This window comes from Kitasatospora sp. DSM 101779 (assembly GCF_025655475.1).
Lineage (GTDB): Bacteria > Actinomycetota > Actinomycetes > Streptomycetales > Streptomycetaceae > Kitasatospora.
Genome location: NZ_JAHTIK010000001.1, coordinates 3,702,131 through 3,724,315, shown reverse-complemented (window position 1 = coordinate 3,724,315; position 22,185 = coordinate 3,702,131). Strand labels below are relative to the sequence as shown.

Annotated in this window: 21 protein-coding genes; 15 read left to right on the top strand and 6 right to left on the bottom strand. The window is 72.2% G+C overall.

Translation table 11 applies throughout. The annotated features are described in order from the left end of the window. The 11 genes from KSNIM_RS16810 to KSNIM_RS16760 form a co-directional block, all read left to right on the top strand. On the top strand, positions 1-625 hold a 625-nt coding region (locus tag KSNIM_RS16810; RefSeq protein WP_263104030.1), incomplete at its 5' end, for a complex I subunit 1/NuoH family protein. Positions 626-631: 6 nt separating this feature from the next. Beyond that, positions 632-1,234 (top strand): NADH-quinone oxidoreductase subunit NuoI, encoded by a 603-nt coding sequence (gene nuoI / locus KSNIM_RS16805; protein ID WP_263104029.1) that lies wholly within the window; start codon positions 632-634, stop codon positions 1,232-1,234. Beyond that, the gene (locus KSNIM_RS16800) at positions 1,231-2,088 is read left to right on the top strand and encodes an NADH-quinone oxidoreductase subunit J (RefSeq protein ID WP_263104028.1); all 858 of its coding nucleotides are present in this window, start codon (positions 1,231-1,233) and stop codon (positions 2,086-2,088) included. The genes nuoI and KSNIM_RS16800 overlap by 4 nt, the downstream gene beginning before the upstream one ends. Further along, positions 2,085-2,384, top strand: a complete 300-nt coding sequence (gene nuoK, locus KSNIM_RS16795; RefSeq protein WP_030268988.1) for an NADH-quinone oxidoreductase subunit NuoK — start codon at positions 2,085-2,087, stop codon at positions 2,382-2,384. Before KSNIM_RS16800 ends, nuoK begins: the two co-directional genes overlap by 4 nt. 14 nt (positions 2,385-2,398) lie before the next feature. Further along, positions 2,399-4,297: an NADH-quinone oxidoreductase subunit L gene (gene nuoL / locus KSNIM_RS16790; protein WP_263104027.1), complete on the top strand. Its 1,899-nt coding sequence runs from the start codon at positions 2,399-2,401 to the stop codon at positions 4,295-4,297. 46 nt (positions 4,298-4,343) lie between these two features. Continuing rightward, a complete protein-coding gene (locus KSNIM_RS16785; protein ID WP_263104026.1) occupies positions 4,344-5,960 on the top strand; it encodes an NADH-quinone oxidoreductase subunit M in 1,617 nt (538 codons plus the stop codon). Beyond that, positions 5,957-7,594, top strand: coding sequence for an NADH-quinone oxidoreductase subunit NuoN (gene nuoN / locus KSNIM_RS16780; protein WP_263104025.1), 1,638 nt, complete (start codon positions 5,957-5,959; stop codon positions 7,592-7,594). The genes KSNIM_RS16785 and nuoN overlap by 4 nt, the downstream gene beginning before the upstream one ends. Positions 7,595-7,838: 244 nt before the next feature. Beyond that, positions 7,839-8,852 (top strand): polyprenyl synthetase family protein, encoded by a 1,014-nt coding sequence (locus KSNIM_RS16775; protein WP_263104024.1) that lies wholly within the window; start codon positions 7,839-7,841, stop codon positions 8,850-8,852. Positions 8,853-8,904: 52 nt separating this feature from the next. Then, positions 8,905-9,564 (top strand): response regulator transcription factor, encoded by a 660-nt coding sequence (locus KSNIM_RS16770; RefSeq protein WP_263107994.1) that lies wholly within the window; start codon positions 8,905-8,907, stop codon positions 9,562-9,564. A gap of 196 nt (positions 9,565-9,760) precedes the next feature. Beyond that, a complete protein-coding gene (locus tag KSNIM_RS16765; protein WP_263104022.1) occupies positions 9,761-11,731 on the top strand; it encodes a 2-oxoacid:acceptor oxidoreductase subunit alpha in 1,971 nt (656 codons plus the stop codon). Further along, positions 11,728-12,771, top strand: a complete 1,044-nt coding sequence (locus tag KSNIM_RS16760; RefSeq protein WP_263104021.1) for a 2-oxoacid:ferredoxin oxidoreductase subunit beta — start codon at positions 11,728-11,730, stop codon at positions 12,769-12,771. The genes KSNIM_RS16765 and KSNIM_RS16760 overlap by 4 nt, the downstream gene beginning before the upstream one ends. Before the next feature lie 92 nt (positions 12,772-12,863). On the opposite strand, the gene KSNIM_RS16755 is transcribed toward KSNIM_RS16760, so the two are convergent. Then, on the bottom strand, positions 12,864-13,535 hold the full coding sequence (locus tag KSNIM_RS16755; RefSeq protein ID WP_263104020.1) for a DUF5701 family protein: 672 nt from the start codon (positions 13,533-13,535) through the stop codon (positions 12,864-12,866). A gap of 69 nt (positions 13,536-13,604) precedes the next feature. Between KSNIM_RS16755 and KSNIM_RS16750 the strand changes: the two genes are divergently transcribed. The 3 genes from KSNIM_RS16750 (at position 13,605) to KSNIM_RS16740 (ending at position 16,129) form a co-directional block, all read left to right on the top strand. Then, complete coding sequence (locus KSNIM_RS16750) at positions 13,605-14,405, top strand: TetR/AcrR family transcriptional regulator (protein WP_263104019.1); 801 nt, start codon at positions 13,605-13,607, stop codon at positions 14,403-14,405. 98 nt (positions 14,406-14,503) lie between these two features. Continuing rightward, a complete protein-coding gene (gene rarD / locus KSNIM_RS16745; RefSeq protein ID WP_263104018.1) occupies positions 14,504-15,511 on the top strand; it encodes an EamA family transporter RarD in 1,008 nt (335 codons plus the stop codon). A gap of 177 nt (positions 15,512-15,688) precedes the next feature. Beyond that, positions 15,689-16,129: a hypothetical protein gene (locus tag KSNIM_RS16740; protein WP_263104017.1), complete on the top strand. Its 441-nt coding sequence runs from the start codon at positions 15,689-15,691 to the stop codon at positions 16,127-16,129. Positions 16,130-16,165: 36 nt separating this feature from the next. Here KSNIM_RS16740 and KSNIM_RS16735 read toward each other — a convergent pair whose 3' ends face one another. From KSNIM_RS16735 to KSNIM_RS16725, 3 genes are all read right to left on the bottom strand, one after another. After that, a complete protein-coding gene (locus tag KSNIM_RS16735; protein ID WP_263104016.1) occupies positions 16,166-17,047 on the bottom strand; it encodes an ABC transporter permease in 882 nt (293 codons plus the stop codon). Continuing rightward, the gene (locus tag KSNIM_RS16730) at positions 17,034-17,972 is read right to left on the bottom strand and encodes an ABC transporter ATP-binding protein (protein WP_263104015.1); all 939 of its coding nucleotides are present in this window, start codon (positions 17,970-17,972) and stop codon (positions 17,034-17,036) included. Before KSNIM_RS16730 ends, KSNIM_RS16735 begins: the two co-directional genes overlap by 14 nt. Before the next feature lie 68 nt (positions 17,973-18,040). Further along, the gene (locus tag KSNIM_RS16725) at positions 18,041-19,249 is read right to left on the bottom strand and encodes a LolA family protein (RefSeq protein WP_263104014.1); all 1,209 of its coding nucleotides are present in this window, start codon (positions 19,247-19,249) and stop codon (positions 18,041-18,043) included. 314 nt (positions 19,250-19,563) lie between these two features. On the opposite strand from KSNIM_RS16725, the gene KSNIM_RS16720 reads away from it, so the two are divergent. Beyond that, a complete protein-coding gene (locus tag KSNIM_RS16720) occupies positions 19,564-20,664 on the top strand; it encodes an ADP-ribosylglycohydrolase family protein (RefSeq protein WP_263104013.1) in 1,101 nt (366 codons plus the stop codon). A 30-nt stretch (positions 20,665-20,694) separates the two neighbouring features. On the opposite strand, the gene KSNIM_RS16715 is transcribed toward KSNIM_RS16720, so the two are convergent. Together KSNIM_RS16715 and KSNIM_RS16710 are read right to left on the bottom strand one after the other, a co-directional pair. Further along, positions 20,695-20,904, bottom strand: coding sequence for a DUF397 domain-containing protein (locus tag KSNIM_RS16715; protein ID WP_263104012.1), 210 nt, complete (start codon positions 20,902-20,904; stop codon positions 20,695-20,697). After that, on the bottom strand, positions 20,904-21,764 hold the full coding sequence (locus KSNIM_RS16710; RefSeq protein ID WP_263104011.1) for a helix-turn-helix domain-containing protein: 861 nt from the start codon (positions 21,762-21,764) through the stop codon (positions 20,904-20,906). Before KSNIM_RS16710 ends, KSNIM_RS16715 begins: the two co-directional genes overlap by 1 nt. Positions 21,765-22,185 lie beyond the last annotated feature (421 nt).

The window sequence follows — 22,185 nt, the reverse complement described above, 5'->3', positions numbered from 1 at the left end:
GGCCGAGGGCGAGCTGGTCGGCGGCTTCAACACGGAGTACTCCTCGCTGAAGTTCGCGATGTTCATGCTCGCCGAGTACGTCAACATGGTGACCGTCTCGGCCGTCGCCTCGACGCTCTTCCTCGGCGGCTGGCGCGCCCCCTGGCCGATCTCGACCTTCTGGGAGGGCGCCAACCACGGCTGGTGGCCGATGCTCTGGATCATCGTCAAGATCCAGCTGCTGCTGTTCTTCTTCATCTGGCTCCGCGGCACGCTGCCCCGGCTGCGCTACGACCAGTTCATGAAGCTCGGCTGGAAGATCCTCATCCCGGTCTCGCTGGTCTGGCTGGTGATGGTGGCCAGCGTCCGGGCGCTGCGCAACGAGGGCTACGACTTCGCCAAGGTGGTGCTGTACGTCGGCGCACCGATCGCCGCCCTCCTGCTGCTCGCCCTGGTCTGGGACCTGCTGCGGAAGAAGCCCGCCGAGGCCGAGCCAGCCCCGCCCGCCGCGTTCGACCCGATGGCCGGCGGCTACCCGGTGCCACCGCTGCCGGGCCAGGAACTGCCGCCCGTCCCGCGCCGGCGCAGCCGCGCCCCGCAACTCCAGGACGCCCTCAACGGGGCCGACCACACCGAAGGGAGCTGAGCCGACGTGTCATCCGACGACACCTCAGGGCACGACACGACAGCCAAGCCGTCGATCCTCGGCCCGGCCGCCGGCTTCGGCGTGACCTTCAGGGCCATGTTCAAGAAGCGGCTCACCGAGCAGTACCCGGAGCAGAAGAAGCCCACCGCCCCGCGCTTCCACGGCCGCCACCAGCTGAACCGGCACCCCGACGGCCTGGAGAAGTGCGTCGGCTGCGAGCTCTGCGCCTGGGCCTGCCCGGCCGACGCCATCTACGTCGAGGGCGCCGACAACCGGGACGACGAGCGCTACTCGCCCGGCGAGCGGTACGGCGCGGTCTACCAGATCAACTACGCCCGCTGCATCCTCTGCGGGCTCTGCATCGAGGCCTGCCCGACCCGGGCGCTCACCATGACCAACGAGTACGAGCTCGCCGACTCCACCCGGGCCGACCTGATCTTCACCAAGGAGCAGCTGCTGGTCGGCCTCACCGAGGGCATGGTCGACAGCCCGCACGCCATCTACCCCGGGGCCGACGAACAGGCCTACTACCGGGGCGAGATCACCCAGGCCGCGCCCGGCACCGTGCAGCAGGAGCGGCACCAGCACGAGAAGGAGGTGCAGCCATGACCTCCACCGGAGAGGCCGTCCAGTTCTGGGTCCTCGCGGTGATCGCCGTGGGCGGTGCGCTCGGCATGCTGCTGATGAAGAAGGCGGTGCACAGCGCGCTGTGCCTGGCGGCGACGATGCTGGCGCTCGCGGTCTGCTACATGGCCCAGGGCGCGGTGTTCCTGGGCGTGGTGCAGATCGTCGTCTACACCGGCGCGATCATGATGCTCTTCCTGTTCGTGGTCATGCTGGTCGGCGTCACCAGCGCGGACTCGCTGAAGGAGCAGCTCAAGGGCCAGCGGTTCGCCGCGGTGCTCTGCGGGCTCGGCTTCGGCGTACTACTGATCGCCGGCCTCGCCAACGCCAAGCTGCACAGCTTCACCGGCCTGTCCGAGGCCAACGCCGAGGGCAACGTGCAGGGCCTGGCCCGGCTGATCTTCACCAAGTACGTCTGGGCCTTCGAGGTCACCGGCGCCCTGCTGATCACCGCGGCGATCGGCGCGATGGTGCTGACCCACCGCGAGTACGTCCAGAAGCCGAAGACCCAGCGGGAGCTGGCCTCCCAGCGGGTCAAGGACAACCTGCAGGTGCCGCCGATGCCCGCGCCCGGCGTCTACGCCCGGCACAACGCCGTCGACATCCCCGGCCTGCTGCCCGACGGCACGGTCGCCGAGGACTCGGTGATGGGCACCCTGCGCGAACGCGGCCAGATCCGCGACGTCAGCCAGGAGATGCTGCAGCGGATGGCGGAGCTGGAGGAGTCCACCGCCGACTGGCTGGGCCGCCCGTCCTCCGCCCGCCCGGTCACGCCCGAGCAGCGCGCCGCGCTGGAGACGGTGCCGACGAAGGAGAAGAAGAAGGAGGACGAGGCGTGAACCCCGTCAACTACCTCTACCTCTCCGCCCTGTTGTTCACCATCGGCGCGTCCGGTGTGCTGATCCGGCGGAACGCGATCGTGCTGTTCATGTGCGTCGAGCTGATGCTCAACGCCTCGAACCTGGCCCTGGTCACCTTCTCCCGGATGCACGGCAACCTGGACGGCCAGATCATCGCCTTCTTCACCATGGTGGTCGCGGCGGCGGAGGTCGTGGTCGGCCTCGCCATCATCGTGAGCATCTTCCGGACCAGGCACACCGCCTCGGTCGACGACAGCAACCTGATGAAGCTGTAGGCGGAGGGCCCACGGTGAACTCACTCATTCCGCTGCTGGTCGCGGTCCCGCTGGCCGGCGCCGCCCTGCTGCTGCTCGGCGGGCGCGCGCTCGACCGGTTCGGCCACTGGCTCGGCACCCTCGCGGCCGCCGGCTCCTTCGGGATCGGCCTGGTCCTCTTCGCCGAGATGCTCGGCCGGCCCACCGACCAGCGCCCCGTCCGCGAATTCCTCTACAGCTGGATCCCGGTGAACGGCTTCCAGGCCGACGTCGCCTTCCAGCTCGACCAGTTGTCCATGACCTTCGTCCTGCTGATCACCGGCGTCGGCACGCTGATCCACGTGTACTCGACGGGCTACATGGCCCACGACGAGCGCCGCCGCCGGTTCTTCGGCTACCTCAACCTGTTCCTGGCCGCCATGCTGCTGCTGGTGCTGGCCGACAACTACCTGCTGCTGTACGTCGGCTGGGAGGGCGTGGGCCTCGCCTCGTACCTGCTCATCGGCTTCTGGCAGCACAAGCCGAGCGCGGCCACCGCCGCCAAGAAGGCGTTCATCGTCAACCGGGTCGGCGACCTCGGCCTGTCGATCGCGATCATGCTGATGTTCGTCGAGTTCGGCTCCTTCGCCTTCGGCCCGGTCTTCGGAGCGGCGGACGACGCGAGCGAGGGCAAGCTCACCGCGATCGGCCTGATGCTGCTGCTCGCCGCCTGCGGCAAGTCCGCCCAGGTGCCGCTGCAGTCCTGGCTCGGCGACGCCATGGAGGGCCCGACCCCGGTCTCCGCACTGATCCACGCGGCGACCATGGTGACCGCCGGCGTCTACCTGATCACCCGCTCCTCGGCGATCTTCGACCTGGCGCCGGACGCGCAGACCGCGGTGGTCGCGGTCGGCACGGTCACCCTGCTCTTCGGTGCGATCGTCGGTTGCGCCAAGGACGACATCAAGAAGGCGCTGGCCGGCTCGACGATGTCGCAGATCGGCTACATGGTGCTGGCCGCGGGCCTCGGCCCGATCGGCTACGTCTTCGCGATCATGCACCTGGTGACCCACGGCTTCTTCAAGGCCGGGCTCTTCCTCGGCGCCGGATCGGTCATGCACGGCATGAACGACGAGGTGAACATGCGCCACTACGGCGGCCTGCGCAAGTACATGCCGGTCACCTTCGCCACCTTCGGCCTCGGCTACCTGGCCATCATCGGATTCCCCGGTCTGTCCGGCTTCTTCTCCAAGGACAAGATCATCGAGGCGGCGTTCTCCAAGGGCGGCACGGAGGGCTGGATCCTCGGCCTGTGCGCCCTGGTCGGCGCGGCCGTCACCGCGTTCTACATGACCCGCGTGATGATGATGACCTTCTTCGGCGAGAAGCGCTGGCAGCCCGACCCGGAGACCGGCGAGGAGCCGCACCCGCACGAGTCGCCCAAGGTCATGACGCTGCCGATGGTGGTCCTCGCGGTCGGCTCGGTCTTCGCCGGCGCGCTGTTCACCTACGGCGACGCCTTCCTGAAGTGGCTGGAGCCGGTCACCGGCTTCGAGGAGGGCCACCCGCCGATCCCGGCGGCCGCCGTCACCGTGCTGACCACCGTCTGCATGCTGGCTGGCGTCGGCCTGGCCTACACGATGTACGGCCGCACCCGCGTCCCGGTCACCCCGCCGGTGGGCTCCGCGCTCACCCGGGCCGCCCGCCGCGACCTGCTCCAGGACGACTTCAACCACGCCGTCCTGGTCCGCCCCGGCTCGGCGCTCGCCGCGACCCTGGTCTGGTTCGACAGCCGCGGCCTGGACGGCTTCGTCAACGGCCTCGCCGCCACCATCGGCGGCGTCTCCGGCCGGCTGCGCCGGGTGCAGACCGGCTTCGTCCGGACGTACGCGCTCTCCATGTTCGGCGGCACGCTCGTGCTGGTCGCCACCACTCTGCTCATGAGGTCGGTCTGATGGAAGGTCACACCATGACTGCTGAGGCTCTGCGGGGAGGCCGGCCATGAGCTACCTGCTGACCGCGACCTGTGCCGTGCCCGCCGCGGGCGCGGTGGTCACCGCCGCGCTGCCGGCGGGCAACAGCGAGGCCCGCCGGCGCACCACCAAGGCCGTGGCCCTGGCCGTCTCGGCGGCCACCCTCGCGCTGACCGCCGTCGTCGCCGCCCGGTTCGAACCGGGCGGCCCCCGCTACCAGCTGACCGAGTCCCACAGCTGGATCCGTTCCTTCGGCATCTCCTTCTCGCTCGGCGTGGACGGCATCGGCGCCGTCCTCGTCCTGCTCACCGCGGTCCTGGTGCCGCTGGTGATGCTCGCCTCCTGGCACGATTCCGACCCCGCACCGGCCCCCGAGGGCAGCTTCGAGGCCAAGCGCCGCACCCAGGGCTTCTTCGCCCTGATCCTGGCCGTCGAGGCGATGGTGCTGGTGTCCTTCCTGGCCACCGACGTCTTCGTCTTCTACGTCTTCTTCGAAGCCATGCTGATCCCGATGTACTTCCTGATCGGCGGCTTCGGCGACCGGGCCGGCGGCCCCGACGCCGGGAAGCAGCGCTCCTACGCCGCGGTGAAGTTCCTGCTGTACAACCTGCTCGGCGGCCTGGTCATGCTGGCCGCGGTGATCGGGCTGTACGTCGTCGCCGCCGACCAGGACCTCGCCACCTTCGACCTGCCGACGCTCACCAACGCGATCGCCGACGGCAAGCTGGCGATCGACCCGACCGCGGAGAAGGCGCTCTTCCTCGGCTTCTTCTTCGCCTTCGCGGTGAAGGCCCCGCTCTGGCCGCTGCACACCTGGCTGCCGAACGCGATGGGCGAGTCCACCGCCGGAACGGCCGTCCTGATCACCGCGGTCGTCGACAAGGTCGGCACCTTCGCGATGCTGCGGTACTGCCTCGGCCTCTTCCCCGACGCCTCCAAGACCTTCGCCCCGGCGATCCTCGTGCTCTCGCTGATCGGCATCGTCTACGGCGCCCTGGTGGCCATCGGCCAGAAGGACATCAAGCGGCTGGTCGCCTACGCCTCCATCTCGCACTTCGGCTTCATCATCATGGGCATCTTCGCGCTGACCAGCCAGGGCCAGACCGGAGCCACCCTCTACATGGTCAACCACGGCATCTCCACCGCCGCGTGGATGCTCGTCGCCGGCTTCCTGATCTCCCGCCGCGGCTCGCGCCTGATCGCCGACTACGGCGGCGTGCAGAAGGTCGCCCCGGTGCTCGCCGGCACCTTCCTGATCGGCGGACTCGCCACCCTGTCGCTGCCCGGCATGGCGCCGTTCGTCAGCGAGTTCCTGGTGCTGGTCGGCACGTTCAGCCGCTACCCGGCCATCGGCATCGCCGCCACCTTCGGCATCGTGCTGGCCGCGCTGTACGCCCTGCTGCTGTACCAGCGCACCATGACCGGCCCGGTGAAGCCCCGGATGGAGGGCATGCCCGACCTCAAGGTCCGCGAACTCGCCGTCGTGGCACCGCTGGTGGCGCTCACCCTGCTGCTCGGCGTGTACCCGAAGCCGCTCACCGACATGGTGAACCCGGCCGTGGACGCCACGCTCTCCCAGGTCCACCAGACCGACCCGGCACCGGCCCACCCGGTCGCCGCCACCACCGGAGGTGAGCACGAATGAGCCCCACCCTGTGGCTCGCCGCCGCGGGCGGCAACAGCGCGAGCATCCCCGCCCCGCACATCGAGTACGGCCAGCTCTCCCCGATGCTGATCGTCTTCGCCGCCGCGGTCGCGGGCATCCTCACCGAGGCCTTCGTGCCGCGCCGGGCCCGCTACGGCGTCCAGATCGGCATCTCCCTGCTCGGCCTCGGCGGCGCCTTCGCCGCAGTGGTCGTGCTCGCCGCCCAGGGCCACGCCACCACGCAGGCGGGCCTGCTCGCGATGGGCTCGGTCGCGATCGACGGCCCGGCGCTCTTCCTGCAGGGCGTCATCCTGCTGACCGCGGTGATGGCCGTCCTCACCTACGCCGAGCGCCGGCTGGAGCCGCGCCTGAACGGCCACGGCGTCGACTCCTTCGCCGCCCAGGGCGGCGCCGTCCCCGGCGGCGACCAGGAGCGCGAGGCCACCCGGGCCGGCTTCACCACCACCGAGGTCTTCCCGCTCACCCTCTTCGCCGTCGGCGGCATGCTGCTCTTCCCCGCCGCCAACGACCTGCTGACCATGTTCGTGGCGCTGGAGGTGCTCTCCCTCCCGCTCTACCTGCTGTGCGGCCTCGCCCGGCGGCGCCGGCTGCTCTCCCAGGAGGCGGCCCTCAAGTACTTCCTGCTCGGAGCCTTCGCCTCGGCGTTCTTCCTCTTCGGCACCGCCCTGCTGTACGGCTACGCGGGCAGCGTCCAGCTCGGCGACATCGCCGACGTGGTCTCCGGGGTCGCCCCGGTCACCCCGGCGCTCACCGTCACTACCCAGAACGACGCGCTGCTGCTGATCGGCCTGGCCATGCTCTCCGTCGGCCTGCTCTTCAAGGTCGGCGCCGTGCCGTTCCACGCCTGGACCCCGGACGTCTACCAGGGCGCCCCGACCCCGGTCACCGGCTTCATGGCCGCGGCCACCAAGACCGCAGCCTTCGGCGCCTTCCTGCGCCTCTTCTACGTGGCCTTCCCCGGCCTCAAGTGGGACTGGCGACCGGTCATGTGGGGCGTCGCCATCCTCACCATGGTGGCCGGCGCGATCCTCGCCGTGACCCAGCAGGACGTGAAGCGACTGCTCGCGTACTCCTCGATCGCCCACGCCGGCTTCATCCTCACCGGCGTGATCGCCACCAACCGGCAGGGGCTCGGCGCCGTCCTCTTCTACCTGCTCGCCTACTCCTTCGTGACGCTCGGCGCCTTCGCCGTGGTCACCCTGGTGCGCGACTCCAAGGGCGAGGCCACCCACCTCTCCAGCTGGGCCGGCCTCGGCCGGCGCTCCCCGCTGCTCGCGGCGGTCTTCGCGCTGTTCCTGCTGGCCTTCGCCGGCATCCCGCTGACCAGCGGCTTCACCGGCAAGTTCGCGGTCTTCCAGGCCGCGGCGGCCGGCGGCGCCACGCCGCTGGTGATCGTCGGCGTGCTCAGCTCGGCCGTCGCGGCGTTCTTCTACATCCGCGTCATCGTGCTGATGTTCTTCTCCGACCCGCAGCCGCAGGGCCCCTCGGTGGCCGTGCCCAGCCCGCTCACCGCCACCGCCATCGGCGTCGGCGTGCTGGTCACCCTCGGCCTCGGCCTGCTGCCGCAGTACTTCCTCGACCTGGCGTCGAAGGCCTCGCTCTTCGTCCGCTAGGCCACCCGGCCCCGTGCCCGGCCCCCGCCGTTCGGCGGGGTCCGGGCGGGTCCGTGTCCGGCCCGGGCCCCCGACGGCCCCCTCGGAGCGCCTGCGCAGCGCGCCGACGCGCTGGTTGGGGACATGCCCGTGCAGTGATCCACTCGTGACCGGATACGCTGCCTAGTGCGTGCAGCAGTACGCACAGAGGCGGCGACCAGGGGGACCAGGCCGCTGGGAACGACCAGGGACAGGAGTGGTCTTCGTGACCGTCGTGGGGCCCTTCGGGCTGAGCGTGCAGGACCGCGATCTGACCCGTGACGTCCAGACCGGGATGGACGCGGTCGAGACCGCGCTCGCCGAGGCGGTGAAGAGCGAGGTTCCGTTCATCACCGTCACCGCCAGCCACCTCATCGAGGCCGGCGGCAAGCGCTTCCGCCCGCTGCTGGTCATGCTCGCCGCCCAGTTCGGCGACCCGTACGCGCCCGGCGTGGTGCCGGCCGCGGTCGTCGTCGAGCTCACCCACCTCGCCACGCTCTACCACGACGACGTCATGGACGAGGCACCGGTGCGCCGCGGCGCCCCCAGCGCCAACTCCCGCTGGGACAACTCGGTCGCCATCCTCACCGGCGACTTCCTCTTCTCCCGCGCCTCCCAGGTCCTCGCCGACCTCGGCCCGGAGGCCGTCCGGATCCAGGCCGACGCCTTCGAGCGCCTCGTCACCGGCCAGATCCTGGAGACCGCCGGCCCTCGCCCGGCCGACGACCCGCTGCAGCACTACCTGGACGTCATCGCCGGCAAGACCGGCTCGCTGGTCGCCGTCTCCTGCCGCTTCGGCGCCCTGATGTCCGGCGCCGAGCCGTGGATGGTCGACATCCTCACCCAGTACGGCGAGCGCATGGGCACCGCCTTCCAGCTCGCCGACGACGTACTCGACATCGCCAGCGACAGCCACGAGTCCGGCAAGACCCCGGGCACCGACCTGCGCGAGGGCGTCCCCACCCTGCCCGTGCTGCTGCTGAAGCAGACCCCGGTGGACGAGGACGACCCCGCCGACCTGCGGCTGCGCGAGATCCTGGACCGCGACCTCGCCGAGGACGACGAGCTGCACGGCGAGGCGCTGCGCCTGCTGCGCCGCCACCCCGCCCTGGAGCGCGCCCGCCGGGAGACCCTGCGGTACGCCGAGGAGGCCCGCGCGCTGCTCGACCCGCTGCCGGAGTGTCCGGCCAAGGCCGCCCTGCAGGGGCTCTGCGACGCGGTCGCGATCCGTACCATGTAGGACCGGGGCGGTCACGGGGGCGGCCCACCGTGAAGGGGGCTCGTCACTCATGCTGCGCGTCGTGATCGCCGAGGACTCCGTCCTGCTGCGGGAGGGCCTCACCAGGATGCTCACCGACCGGGGGCTGGAGGTGGTCGCCGGCGTCGGCGACGGCGAGGCACTGCTGAAGACCGTCCACGACCTCGCGCAGGCCGAGGCCCTGCCGGACGTGATCGTGGCCGACGTCCGGATGCCCCCCACCCACACCGACGAGGGCGTGCGCGCCTGCGTCACCCTGCGCGGCCTCTACCCGGGGCTGGGCGTGCTGGTGCTGTCGCAGTACGTCGAGGAGCAGTACGCCGGCGAGCTGCTGGCCGGCTCCACCCGGGGCGTGGGCTACCTGCTGAAGGACCGGGTCGCCGAGGTCCGCGAGTTCGTGGACGCGGTCGTCCGGGTGGCCGGCGGCGGCACCGCACTCGATCCGGAGGTCGTCCAGCAGCTGCTCATCCGCAGCCGTCGCGGGGACGTCCTGGAGGGGCTCACGCCGCGCGAGCGCGAGGTGCTCGGGCTGATGGCCGAGGGCCGCACCAACGCGGCGATCGCCCGCCAGCTGGTGGTCTCCGACGGCGCCGTGGAGAAGCACGTCAGCAACATCTTCCTCAAGCTCGGCCTCGGCCAGAGCCCCGAGGACCACCGCCGGGTGCTCGCGGTGCTCACCTACCTGAACTCCTGACCGAAACGGCCCCGAGCCCCTGACCGCACCGGCCCGCTCCGGGGTGCCCGCGATCGAAGATGGCGCATCCAGCCACTCCACGTGTCCGAGTTCCGGTCCGGTGATCCCCGTCCGCCTTAGGATGCGAGTGGTGCACCAGGCGGACGGGGCACACGGCTCACGCCCGCGGCTGGCGCCCACGAGGAGGTCCGCGGCAGTGACCAGTCAGGTCGATCAGTCAGAGGCAGTGGACGGCTCGGACGGGAGCGAGGGCCGGGCCGGCTCGGCGCCTCCTGCGGCCAGGCAGGGGCGCCCCGTCAAACCTACCCGCCGGCTCGACCGGGTGATCATCCGGTTCGCCGGGGACTCCGGCGACGGCATGCAGCTCACCGGCGACCGCTTCACCTCGGAGACGGCGTCCTTCGGCAACGACCTCTCCACCCTGCCGAACTTCCCGGCCGAGATCCGGGCACCCGCCGGCACCCTGCCGGGCGTGTCCAGCTTCCAACTGCACTTCGCCGACCACGACATCCTGACCCCGGGCGACGCCCCCAACGTGCTGGTGGCGATGAACCCGGCCGCGCTGAAGGCCAATCTGCCGGACCTGCCGCACGGCGCCGAGATCATCGTCAACACCGACGAGTTCACCAAGCGCGCCCTGGCGAAGGTCGGCTACGCCGCCGACCCGCTTACCGACGGCTCGCTCGACGCCTTCCGGCTGCACAAGGTGCCGCTGACCACCCTGACCCTGGAGGCGCTCAAGGAGAGCGGCCTCGCCCGCAAGGACGCCGAACGCGCCAAGAACATGTTCGCGCTCGGCCTGCTCTCCTGGATGTACCATCGGCCGACCGGCGGCACCGAGACCTTCCTGCGCCAGAAGTTCGCCAAGAAGCCGGACATCGCCGAGGCCAACATCCTGGCCTTCCGCGCCGGTTGGAACTTCGGCGAGACCACCGAGGACTTCGCGGTCTCCTACGAGATCGCCCCGGCCGCGCTGCCCTCAGGCACCTACCGCAACATCTCCGGCAACCTGGCGCTCTCCTACGGACTGATCGCCGCCTCGACGCGCTCCGGCCTGCCGCTGTTCCTCGGCTCGTACCCGATCACCCCGGCCTCGGACATCCTGCACGAGCTGTCCAAGCACAAGAACTTCGGCGTGCGGACCTTCCAGGCCGAGGACGAGATCGCCGGCATCGGCGCAGCCCTCGGTGCGGCCTTCGGCGGCGCGCTCGGCGTCACCACCACCTCCGGCCCCGGCGTCGCCCTCAAGTCGGAGACCATCGGCCTCGCCGTCTCCCTCGAACTGCCGCTGCTGGTCGTGGACATCCAGCGCGGCGGCCCGTCCACCGGCCTGCCCACCAAGACCGAGCAGGCCGACCTGCTGCAGGCGATGTTCGGCCGCAACGGCGAGGCACCCGTGCCCGTCGTCGCGCCCGCCACCCCCGCCGAGTGCTTCACCGCCGCCCTGGAGGCGGCCCGGATCGCGCTGACCTACCGCACCCCGGTCTTCCTGCTCTCCGACGGCTACCTCGCCAACGGCTCCGAACCCTGGCGCATCCCCGCCGTCGACGAACTGCCCGACCTGACGGTCGACTTCGCCACCGAGCCGAACCACGAGCTGCCCGACGGCAGCCGCGCCTTCTGGCCGTACAAGCGCGATGCGCGCACGCTGGCCCGCCCCTGGGCGGTGCCCGGCACCCCCGGCCTGGAACACCGGATCGGCGGCATCGAGAAGCAGGACGGCACCGGCAACATCTCCTACGACCCGGCCAACCACGACTTCATGGTCCGCACCCGGCAGGCCAAGGTCGACGGCATCGAGGTCCCCCCGCTGGAGGTCGACGACCCTCAGGGCGACGCCCGGGTCCTCGTCCTCGGCTGGGGCTCCACCTACGGACCGATCACCGCCGCCGTGCGCCGGGTCCGCGCCGACGGCGGCCGCATCGCCCAGGCCCACCTGCGCCACCTCAACCCCTTCCCGGCCAACCTCGGCCAGGTGCTGCACGGCTACGACCGGGTCATCGTCCCGGAGATGAACCTCGGCCAACTCGCCCTGCTGCTGCGCGCCAAGTACCTCGTGGACGCCCAGTCCTACAACCAGGTCCGCGGACTTCCTTTCAAGGCCGCCCAGTTGGCCGATGTGCTGCACGCGGCGATCGGCACCCTCGACGCGGAGGACCAGCGATGACCGAATTCCGATCGCTCTCCCTGGTCCCCAAGGCCGACGGCCCGCAGAGCGTCAAGGACTTCAAGACCGACCAGGAAGTCCGCTGGTGCCCCGGCTGCGGCGACTACGCGATCCTCGCCGCCGTCCAGTCCTTCATGCCCGAACTCGGCATCCGCCGCGAGAACACCGTCTTCGTCTCCGGCATCGGCTGCTCCTCACGCTTCCCGTACTACATGAACACCTACGGGATGCACTCCATCCACGGCAGAGCCCCGGCGATCGCCACCGGCCTCGCCACCTCCCGGCGCGACCTCAGCGTCTGGGTGGTCACCGGCGACGGCGACGCGCTCTCCATCGGCGGCAACCACCTGATCCACGCCCTGCGGCGCAACGTCAACCTGAAGATCCTGCTGTTCAACAACCGGATCTACGGCCTCACCAAGGGCCAGTACTCGCCCACCAGTGAGGTCGGGAAGATCACCAAGTCCACCCCGATGGGCTCCCTGGACGCGCCCTTCAACCCGCTCTCGCTGGCGATCGGCGCCGAGGCCACCTTCGTCGCCCGCACCATCGACTCCGACCGCCAGCACCTGCAGTCCGTGCTGCGCGCCGCCGCCGAGCACCAGGGCGCCGCCCTGGTGGAGATCTACCAGAACTGCAACATCTTCAACGACGGCGCCTTCGAGGTGCTCAAGGAGCCCGGCACCCGCGACGAGGCGCTGATCCGCCTCGAACACGGCCGGCCGATCCGCTTCGGCACCGACCAGGGCGTCTTCCGCGGCCCCGACGGCGAGCTGGCCGTCCGCACCGTCACCCCGGAGAACGAGGCCGAGGTGCTCGTCCACGACGCGCACACCCCGGGCCCCGCCACCGCCTTCGCCCTCACCCGGCTCGCCGACGCCGACACCCTGCACCACACCCCGATCGGGGTGCTCCGCTCCGTCGAGCGGCCGGTCTACGACGACCTGATGGCCGAACAACTGGAGCGCGCCACCACCGACCGCGGCCCCGGCGACCTCGGTGCCCTGCTCACCGGCCACGACACCTGGACGGTGGTCTGACCGCACGCCCGCGTACGGGCCCCGGGGGTGCGCCCCCGGGGCCCGCGCCGTTCCCGGCCGGCCTCATCGACCGGCCGGCCCGGCGGCCGGCCTCAGGCCCGGCCGCCGGCCGAGGCCATGCCGAGCCAGCTGTGCGGGTTGCCCTCCCAGCACCAGCCGAGCTTGGGCGCGCCCTTGCTGATCCACAGCGCGGGCACCCGGCGGTCGCCGCAGCGCGAGGCGCCGAGCGAGAAGCACTTGTTGGTGGCGAGCAGCTCCGGGTACTGGACGACCAGGGCGAGGCCCTCCTCGATCGTCAGCGGGGTGCGGCCGCGGTCGGCGACCACGGCCATCGCATCCCGGGGGACGGCGCCGCAGAACTCCTCGCCGCGGTCGACGTCCAGCAGCAGGTAGGCCCGGCCGTTCGGCAGCGGCACGGTCGGGGTGAAGCGGGCGAGGTCGCCCTCCGGGTAGTGCCGGTCCACGATCCCCGGGCGCTTGCGGCCGGCGAGCGTGGTCAGCGGTACCACCTCCTCGATCGGCACCACCTCCCTGGTCACCACCAGGACGAACGGCACCCGGCCGCCCTCCGGCCGCGCGCCCGGGTCGGGCCGTGACCGTCCGGCCGCCCCTCGCAACGGCTCCAGCAGTGCGGTGAAGCCGTCCTCCGGCAGGCCGGCCAGGGTGGGGTAGCCCAGCGCGGTCAGCCGCCGCACCTGCCGGTCGAACTCCCCGTCGACCCCGCGGTCGAAGTCCCCGTCGGACTCTCCGTCGTGCGCAGTCATACGCCTCCCATTCTCCGTACTGAGTACACTGTACAATGTACGGAGAATTGCGGTGGGAGAATTCCGGCCATGTCGACCGACCGCAGCAGTGCAGGTGACCCGGCGCGCACCCTCGCGCTGCTCTGGGGCGGGGGAGAGGAGCGGCCCGGCCGCCGCGGCCCCCGGCAGGCCCGGACGGTGCCGGAGATCGCCGCCGCCGCGATCGCCCTCGCCGACGCCGAGGGCCTCGCCGCCGTCACCATGCGCGCCGTCGCCCAGCGGCTCGGCCTCTCCCCGATGGCGCTCTACACCTACGTGCCCGGCAAGGCCGAACTGCTCGACCTCGTGCTCGACACCGTCTACGCCGCCATGCCCCGCCGCACCCCCGCCGACGACGGCTGGCGGGCCCGGACGGCCGCCGTCGCCGACGACAACGCCGCCCTGTTCGCCGCCCACCCCTGGGTCGCGGACATCGCCACCGGCCGCCCCCCGCTCGGCCCCGGCCTGATGGCCAAGTACGAGTACGAGCTGCGCGCCCTCGAAGGGCTCGGCCTCGGCGACGTCGAGACGGACGCCGCCCTCTCCTTCGTGCTCGGCTTCGTGCACAGCTGCGCCCGCGCGGCCGCCGACGAGCGGGCCGCCGAGCAGCAGAGCGCGATGAGCGACGAGCAGTGGTGGGCCGGCAACGCCGACCTGCTCGCCAAGGTCTTCGACCCGGAGCGTTTCCCGACCGCCGCCCGGATCGGTGCCGCCGCCGGCGAGGCCCACGGAGCCGCCTCCAGTGCGGCCCACGCCTACGCCTTCGGCCTGCAGCGGGTGCTGGACGGGCTGGCCGCGCTCGAAGCCGAAGCGCGCTCCCGGAGGGGCCTCGCCCCGGAATCGGATGCATAAGGCAACTGTCATGACCAAAATCTGGATACGGGCGTGACATCTTCCGCTTCCGCCGCTACCGTCGAGCCGGTACTTGCGTGCGTGAGGGACGGAGCGGCATGAAGGACGAGCACGACACCGGCCGCGGATTCTGGTACGGCGCCGCCGCCTACGGCATGTGGGGCCTCTTCCCGCTCTTCTGGCCGCTGCTGGAGCCCGCAGGAGCCGTCGACATCCTCGCCAACCGGATGGTCTGGTCCCTCGTCGCCGTCCTGCTGATGCTGCTCGTCCAGCGCCGCTGGGCATGGATCCGCCCGCTGCTCGCCCAGCCCCGGCGACTCGCCCTGGTCGCCCTCGCCGCCGCCGTGGTCTCCGTCAACTGGGGCGTCTACATCTGGGGCGTCAACTCCGGCCACGTCGTCGAGACCAGCCTCGGCTACTTCATCAACCCGCTCGTCACCATCGCCTTCGGCGTCCTGCTGCTCCGCGAACGGCTCCGCCGCGCCCAGTGGGCCGCCGTCGGGATCGGCGCCCTCGCCGTCGCGGTCCTCGCCGTCGGCTACGGCCGTCCGCCGTGGATCGCCCTCACCCTCGCGTTCAGCTTCGCCACCTACGGCCTGCTCAAGAAGAAGGTCGCCCTCGGCGGCATGGAGAGCTTCGCGCTCGAGAGCGCCGTGATGTTCCCCTTCGCCCTCGGCTTCCTGATCTGGCTGCAGCTGCGCGGCGAGGGCAGCTTCGGCCACGCCGTCGACGGCAGTTCCGCCTGGGCGCACTCCGGACTGCTCATGATCAGCGGCGTCATCACCGCCGTCCCACTGCTGTGCTTCGGCGCCGCCGCCGTCCGCGTCCCGCTCACCACCCTCGGCCTGCTCCAGTACCTCGCGCCGGTCTTCCAGTTCCTCATCGGGATCACCGTCTTCCACGAGTCGATGCCGCCCGCCCGCTGGGCCGGCTTCACCCTCGTCTGGGCCGCCCTCGCCGTCCTCACCTTCGACGCGCTGCGCCGGATCCGGGCCGACCGCGCCGCCCTCGCCGCGGCGGCCGCGGCAGCCGCCGCCGTGCCGGCGGACGGCGTCGCGACGGCCCCCGGAAACACCCCCGGAACGGCCTCGGCCGTCACCCGCTGAGACCGCCCGAACGCGCTCCGCGCGGGGGCCGTTCGCACCGGGAATCCCGCTGTGAAGAAGTCCCCGCCGGATCTCCTCAACCCAGGTCTCGGACTGCTAACGTCCGGGGTGCCACCGCCGCCGGCCGACGGAAACCCCGTTCCGCGCGGGCGCCCGCACGGCCACAGGAGGGTTGTGATGGTCCACCTCACGGGTCAACTCACAGGGCAGCTCGCCCGGCCGTTCCGCCGTGTCGCCGCGAGCCCCGGCCGAGCCGCGCAGACGCTGCGTGACGCCGCCGACGACCTCCTCGCCCGCGGCGCCGCCCTTCGACTGCCCGCCGTCCGGCGCGAGCTCGACGCCGCCGAGAGCGGCGACCTGCTCGTCACCGGCACCCCCAGCGGCGGCCCCGTCCGCATCGAGTGGCAGCGCCACGGCCGCCCCGCGATAACCCTCGACGGCCCCTACCGGCTCGACCGCGTCGACCTCAAGGGCTCCCACCGGGCCCGGCTGTACGGCCTGACCGCCGGTGTCCGCCTGGTCTGCCCCGAGTGGTCGCCGCTCTTCCTGATCGCCCCCGCCCAGCTGCCCGTGCTGGCCTGCGCGGCAGCCGCCTCCCGGACGTTCCCCGTCCGCTGACGAGCCGTTGGCCGCACCCCGGACGGACCGGCCGGATCAGACCGTGATGTCCCGGGCCGTGAAGCGCGCCCACGCCGCCGAGCCGAACACCGCCACGTACACCGCCTGCAGGCCCAGGTTCTCCAGCACGTTGTCCCAGTACATGCGCTCGCGCAGCAGGTCCGAGAAGCTCAGCCACTGATGGGTGAACAGGAACGGCTGCACCGCGTGCAGCTGCGGGAAGCTGTCCAGGATCTGCACCGTGATCACCAGGACCACCGTGGTGGCCATCGCGGCGATCCCGCTGCCCGTCAGCGTCGACACGAACAGGCCGACCGCCACCAGCCCGGCCAGCGACAGCGCGACCACCCCCGCCACCAGCACCGCCCGCAGCAGCGCCTCGCCGACCCCGATCGCGTCCCCCGACAGCAGCGTCACCTCGCCCAGCGGGAACAGCACCGCCCCGGTCGCCAGCGCCGACAGGGCCACCACCCCGGTGGCCGCCAGGCAGAACACCAGCGCCGCGGCGAACTTCGCCGCCAGCAGCCGCGTCCGCCCGGCCGGGGCGACCAGCAGGTAGCGCAGCGTCCCGGTGGCCGCCTCGCCGGCGACCGCGTCCCCCGCCACCACGCCCACCGTCATCGGCAGGAAGACGGGCAAAGTGACGGCCAAGGCCGTAAAGACCAGGAAAAGCCCGTTCTGGGTCACCTGGGCGACGAACGCCGGCCCCTCACCGCGGCTGCCGCCGGTGTGCACCCGCACCACGACGCCGATCAGCACCGGCAGCGCCGCCAGGATCCCCAGCATCGCGATCGTCCGCGCCCGGCGGAAGGTCATCGCCAGCTCACTGGTGAACAGCGCCGCGTACCCGGCCGCCCCCACCCGGGGCCGGACCGCCGCCACCGCGCCGCCCTGCGGCACCGCCTCAGCCCGCGACATCGAAGCCCTCCCCGGTCAGCGCCACGAAGGCGTCCTCCAGCGTGCCCCGCTCCACCGCGAAGCCCCGCACCCGCACCCCCGCACCGACCAGCGCGGCGCACAGCACCGGCAGCACGGCCTCGCCCTCCGGCGGCAGACCGTCCACCGACCCGTCCGAAAGCCGCAGATCCGTCACCCCGTGCTCCTTCAGCACCCGGACCGCCTCCTCCGCGTCGGCCGTCCGCACGACCAGGCGGCCCTGCGCCCGGGCGGCCAGCTCGGCCACCGTGCCCTGCACCACCAGCCGGCCGCGCGACATCACCGCGGCATGCGTGCAGACCTGCTCGATCTCGTCCAGCAGGTGCGAGGAGAGGAACACCGTCGTGCCGTCCGCCGCCAGCTCCCGCACCAACGCGCGGATCTCCCGCATGCCCTGCGGATCCAGGCCGTTGGTCGGCTCGTCCAGCACCAGCAGCTCCCGCGGGCGCAGCAGAGCCGCCGCCAGCCCGAGCCGCTGCTTCATCCCCAGCGAGTAGCCGCGCGCCTTGCGGCCCGCCGCGGCCGACAGCCCGACCCGCTCCAGCGCCGCGGCCACCCGCTGCTCCCTGGTCCGCGGATCGGCGGTCGGGTCGGCCGCGTCGAAGCGCACCAGATTGGCCCGCCCGGACAGGAACCCGTACAGCGCCGGGCCCTCGATCAGCGCCCCCACCCGCGGCAGCACCGCGCCGACCGACTGCGGCATCGGCGCCCCCAGCACCGACGCCGACCCCGCCGACGGTGCGATCAGCCCCATCAGCATCCGGATCGTCGTCGTCTTGCCGGAGCCGTTCGGGCCGAGGAAGCCGAACACGCTGCCGCGCGGCACCACCAGGTCCAGCCCGTCCACCGCCGTCCGGTCGCCGAACCGCTTGGTCAGACCGCTGGTGCGGATCACGTCCCCGGACACGCCGGCGGGGGCCGGGCCCGCGAGGGCCCGACCCGCCGACCGCTCCGCCGAGGGAGCGCCGGCCACTGCTACTTCACCCCGGCCGCGTGCTGCAGCACCGGCAGCGTCACGGCGCCGGCGAACACCCGGCCGTCGTCCGTCACCAGGACGTTCACCACCTTGGTGCCGATCAGCGTGCCGCCGCCGACCGGCTTGCCGAACGCCTTCACCAGGGACAGCGCGCTCTGCGGCGAGCCCTTGGCACCGTGGCCGCCGCCCTGCCCGGGCACCTCGCCGACCGGCAGCGCGGTCGACACCACGGTCGTCCAGCCCTCGCCCGTCACCCGGACGTCAGGCATGCCGCCGTCCGACTTCCCGAACGGCTTCCCGTTCGGCGCGCCGTGCCCGGCCGGCTGCTGGTCGGCCCGGTGCTCCGTGACCTTCGCGCCCTTCGGCGGGGTGAAGGCGAACACCGAGCCGGCCGGCCGGTCGAACGACACCTTGCTGTAGTGCACGTCCAGCACCGGACCGCCGGAGGCGGCCGTCGCCTGCACCGAGAGCGGCACGCCGTGCTCGGCGTCCACCGCGATCCGCACCCGGGCGATCGTCGAACCCTGGCCCTTCGGGGTCAGCGTCAGCCGGTACGCGTCCCGGCCGGCGACCGTCATGGTGCCGTCCACCGCGACCGTCGTGCTGCCCGAGGCGAAGGACACGAACTGCTTCGCCGCGTCCTGCGGGGTCACCGGCGCCGCCGAGGGCCGCTCGGACTTCCTCCCGGCGGAGCCCTGCGGGGCCGTCAGGTGCACGGCCTCGTTGGAGGAGCTGTCCCACGCCCAGACCTCCGTGCCGTTGCGCACCAGCTCGTAGCCGGCCAGGTTATCCACCAGACCGATCCGCTGCCGGTCCGGCCCGTCCACCGCCACCTGCAGGGTGTGCTGGCCGGCCAGCAACTCCGCCAGCTTCGCCTGCGGCTGCGCACTGCCCGAGCCCGAGGGGCCGCCGGCGCCGCCCGCGCCCTGCGCCGCGAAGCCGCCCGCCGCGCCGAGCAGCTGGGACGGCACGCCCAGGTCGGCCTTCACCTGGACGGTGCCGGACAGCGCCTCGGTGTCCGAGCCGAGCACCTTCGCCACCAGCTGCTCCGCCGTCACCGACGGCAGGTTCGGGCCGGAGTCGCTGGCCAGCGCCGGCACCAGGCCGACACCGGCGGCCACCGCCGCCACCACCGCGACCGGAACAGCCACCCGCACCAGCGTCCTGCGGCCGGACCGGTACGGCGCCCCCTGCTCCTGCTCCGCCATCTCGTTCAACCCCTCCGAGTCGTCGCTTGCTTGCCCCTCCATTAGAGGCGCCGCGGGCCGCCCCGGCATCGCCCCGCAGGGCTGGATCCGGGTACGCCCGTCGTCGCACCCGACCCTGAGGCGGTCTCAGGGTCGGATCGGCCCCGAGTCGTAGCCCGTCCGTGGCGGCGGCGCGCCGGGGCCGCGGGCCGGTGTGCGGGCGGCGTGGAGGTCCGCCACCCCGGCGCCTGCCCGTACGGTTCTTCGAATACAGTGCAGGCTCCCGATCCCGCCGCGGCCGCCGGCCCGCCCCGGACGAAAGGCGAAGACCCGTGATGCCCCTGTGGTCACGTGCGCAGCAGCAGGACTTCCGCAGCCGGGTCCGGGGCTGCCTGCTCGGTGGGGCGGTCGGCGACGCGCTCGGGGCCGGCATCGAGTTCGACTCGCTGGAGAAGATCCGCTCCGCCCACGGGCCGCTCGGCGTGACCGGCTACGTGCCCGCCTACGGGCGGCGCGGCGCGGTCACCGACGACACCCAGATGACCCTGTTCACCCTGGACGGCCTGATCCGCGCGCACATCGGCCGGGACGCCGGCACCTGGCACCCGCCGACCGACGTCCACAAGGCCTACCTGCGCTGGTACGCCACCCAGCAGGACTGGGGGCCGGACGAACGCAGGACCGAGCTCGGCTGGCTGGGCCGCCAGGAGTGGCTCTACACGCAGCGGGCGCCCGGCCAGGCCTGCCTGACCGGGCTCTCCGGGCCCGACGCGGAGCGCCTCGGCACGGTCGAGGCGCCGCGCAACCCGCACTCCAAGGGCTGCGGCACGGTGATGCGGGCGGCGCCGTTCGGCCTGCTGACCGCCTGGGACCCGGGCCTGGTCTTCCAGCTCGCGGTGGAGTGCTCCGTCCTGACGCACGGCCACCCGACGGGCTACCTGGCGGCCGGCGCGTTCGCGGTGATCGTCCACACGGTGGCTCGCGGCGGCACGCCGGAGGAGGGCGTGCACCAGGCGCTGGCCCTGCTCTCCGAGCGGCCCTCGCACGAGGAGACCACCACGGCCCTGCGCGCCGCCCTGGACGCCGTCCGGGCCGGCGAGCCCACCGCGGAGCGGGTCGAGTCGCTCGGCGAGGGCTGGGTCGCGGAGGAGGCACTCGCCATCGGCGTCTACTGTGCGCTGGTGGCGGAGGACGTGCGGTCCGGGCTGCTGCTGGCCGTCAACCACTCCGGCGACAGCGACTCCACCGGGTCGATCTGCGGCAACCTGCTGGGCGCGCTGCACGGGGAGACGGCGCTGCCCGCCGATCTGGTGGCGGAGCTGGAGGGACGCGGCACGATCCTGGAGATGGCGGACGACTTCGCGCTGGAACTGGTGCACGGGCCCGAGCTGCACGGCACGCCCGGCTGGGCGGAGCGCTACCCGGTGGGACGATGACCGCCGGGTAGCGCATCGCGGCGGCGGCCGTCAGACCTCGCCGAAGGCACCCGCCGCGACGGCCGTGGTGAAGGCGGCCCAGGCCGAGTTCGAGAACTGCAGTCGGGGGCCCTCCGGGTCCTTGGAGTCGCGCACCGCGATCGTGCGGGTGTCCGGGACGGCGATCTCGACACAGGCGCCGTTGCCGCCGCTGTGGCTGCTCTTGCGCCAGGTCAGATTGGTCGTGGACGTGGTGGTCATTACCTGAACCCCTCTGCAATGGTGTGCATCAGTGACCGACTGTCCGCGACACTGAGCGCCGCGGCCCGCAGGTGGTCGTACAGATTGGTATAGCGGCGCACGTCGGCCTCCTTCTCCAGGTAGAGATCGCTCGTCACCCCTTCGAAGTAGACAACTGTCGAATCGGCAGACTCGGGGAACTCCATCAGGGAGAATGTGCCGCTCATGCCCGGATGGGCCCCGTGGCTGAACGGGATCACCTGCAGGTTGATGTACGGCCGCTCGCTGAGCGCCAGCAGCTGGCAGAGCTGGTCCGCCATCACCGCACGGCTGCCGACCTCGCGGCGCAGCACCGCCTCGTCTATGACGACCCACAGGCTGCCGAGCCGGTCCTCGCTGTCGCCGTCTATCCGCAGCTGGCGTTTCATCCGGACCTCGACCCGGCGCTGAACCGCCTGGGCGTCGTAGTCGGGGAAGGTACCGGCGACCACCGCCGCCGCGTACTCCCGGGTCTGCAGCAGTCCCGGCACGAACGAGGACTCGTACGCCCGGATCGACGAGGCCTCCGCCTCCAGGCCGATGTAGACGCTGTACGGGATGTCGCCGAACTCGTGCCACCAGCCGCGCTGGCGGGACTCGCGGGCCATCTCCATCAGTCCGGCGCGGACCCGCTCGTCGGCGACCTCGTACACGTCGCACAGGTCCCTGACGTCCCGTTGGCTGATGCTGCGCCGACCGTTCTCCAGGCGGCTGATCTTGGACTGGGAGACCATCAGGCGGCCCGCGACCTCCTCGGCGGTCATGCCCTTGAGCTCGCGCAGGCGCCGGAGTTCGGCGCCGAGCCTGCGGCGGCGCACGGTGGGATTGACGCTGGCGGACACATCGACCTCCGGCCGGACCTCTGGCGCAGACGGCAGCGCTGCGCCTCGGAACAGTGTGGAAATTGGTACCAACCCCCCCTGACGTGGAGAGCATGCCATCTTGTCTCTGCTCCGTGCGGGGGAATCCTCCCAGCGGACTAGAACAGATCATCGGAAAAGTGTGTAATCGGGATGGCATGCCTTGCACTTGGTCGTCCCGCGCGGTACAAGCCCGCCCCGGCGCGGTTTCCGCACTCCTACCCCGTCGCGCCGCACCGGACGCCCTCAGGACGGGTGACACACAGAGGGGCGGCCCGCCCGACAGTCTTCCTGCCGGGCGGGCCGCCCCTCACGAACTCACTTACGGCGCGGGCCGATCAACGCGCGCCCACCCGGGTGGCGACCGGCCGGCCGCCCGCGGCCGGCCTCGCCGCCGGCGGAC

Bases quoted from the DNA above. Each gene is read 5' to 3' on its own strand.
- KSNIM_RS16800 (WP_263104028.1), top strand. From the start codon at position 1,231: ATGACCTCCACCGGAGAGGCCGTCCAGTTCTGGGTCCTCGCGGTGATC.
- KSNIM_RS16785 (WP_263104026.1), top strand. From the start codon at position 4,344: ATGAGCTACCTGCTGACCGCGACCTGTGCCGTGCCCGCCGCGGGCGCG.
- nuoN (WP_263104025.1), top strand. From the start codon at position 5,957: ATGAGCCCCACCCTGTGGCTCGCCGCCGCGGGCGGCAACAGCGCGAGC.
- KSNIM_RS16760 (WP_263104021.1), top strand. From the start codon at position 11,728: ATGACCGAATTCCGATCGCTCTCCCTGGTCCCCAAGGCCGACGGCCCG.
- KSNIM_RS16755 (WP_263104020.1), bottom strand. From the start codon at position 13,535: ATGACTGCGCACGACGGAGAGTCCGACGGGGACTTCGACCGCGGGGTC.
- KSNIM_RS16750 (WP_263104019.1), top strand. From the start codon at position 13,605: ATGTCGACCGACCGCAGCAGTGCAGGTGACCCGGCGCGCACCCTCGCG.
- rarD (WP_263104018.1), top strand. From the start codon at position 14,504: ATGAAGGACGAGCACGACACCGGCCGCGGATTCTGGTACGGCGCCGCC.
- KSNIM_RS16740 (WP_263104017.1), top strand. From the start codon at position 15,689: ATGGTCCACCTCACGGGTCAACTCACAGGGCAGCTCGCCCGGCCGTTC.
- KSNIM_RS16735 (WP_263104016.1), bottom strand. From the start codon at position 17,047: ATGTCGCGGGCTGAGGCGGTGCCGCAGGGCGGCGCGGTGGCGGCGGTC.
- KSNIM_RS16725 (WP_263104014.1), bottom strand. From the start codon at position 19,249: ATGGCGGAGCAGGAGCAGGGGGCGCCGTACCGGTCCGGCCGCAGGACG.
- KSNIM_RS16720 (WP_263104013.1), top strand. From the start codon at position 19,564: ATGCCCCTGTGGTCACGTGCGCAGCAGCAGGACTTCCGCAGCCGGGTC.
- KSNIM_RS16715 (WP_263104012.1), bottom strand. From the start codon at position 20,904: ATGACCACCACGTCCACGACCAATCTGACCTGGCGCAAGAGCAGCCAC.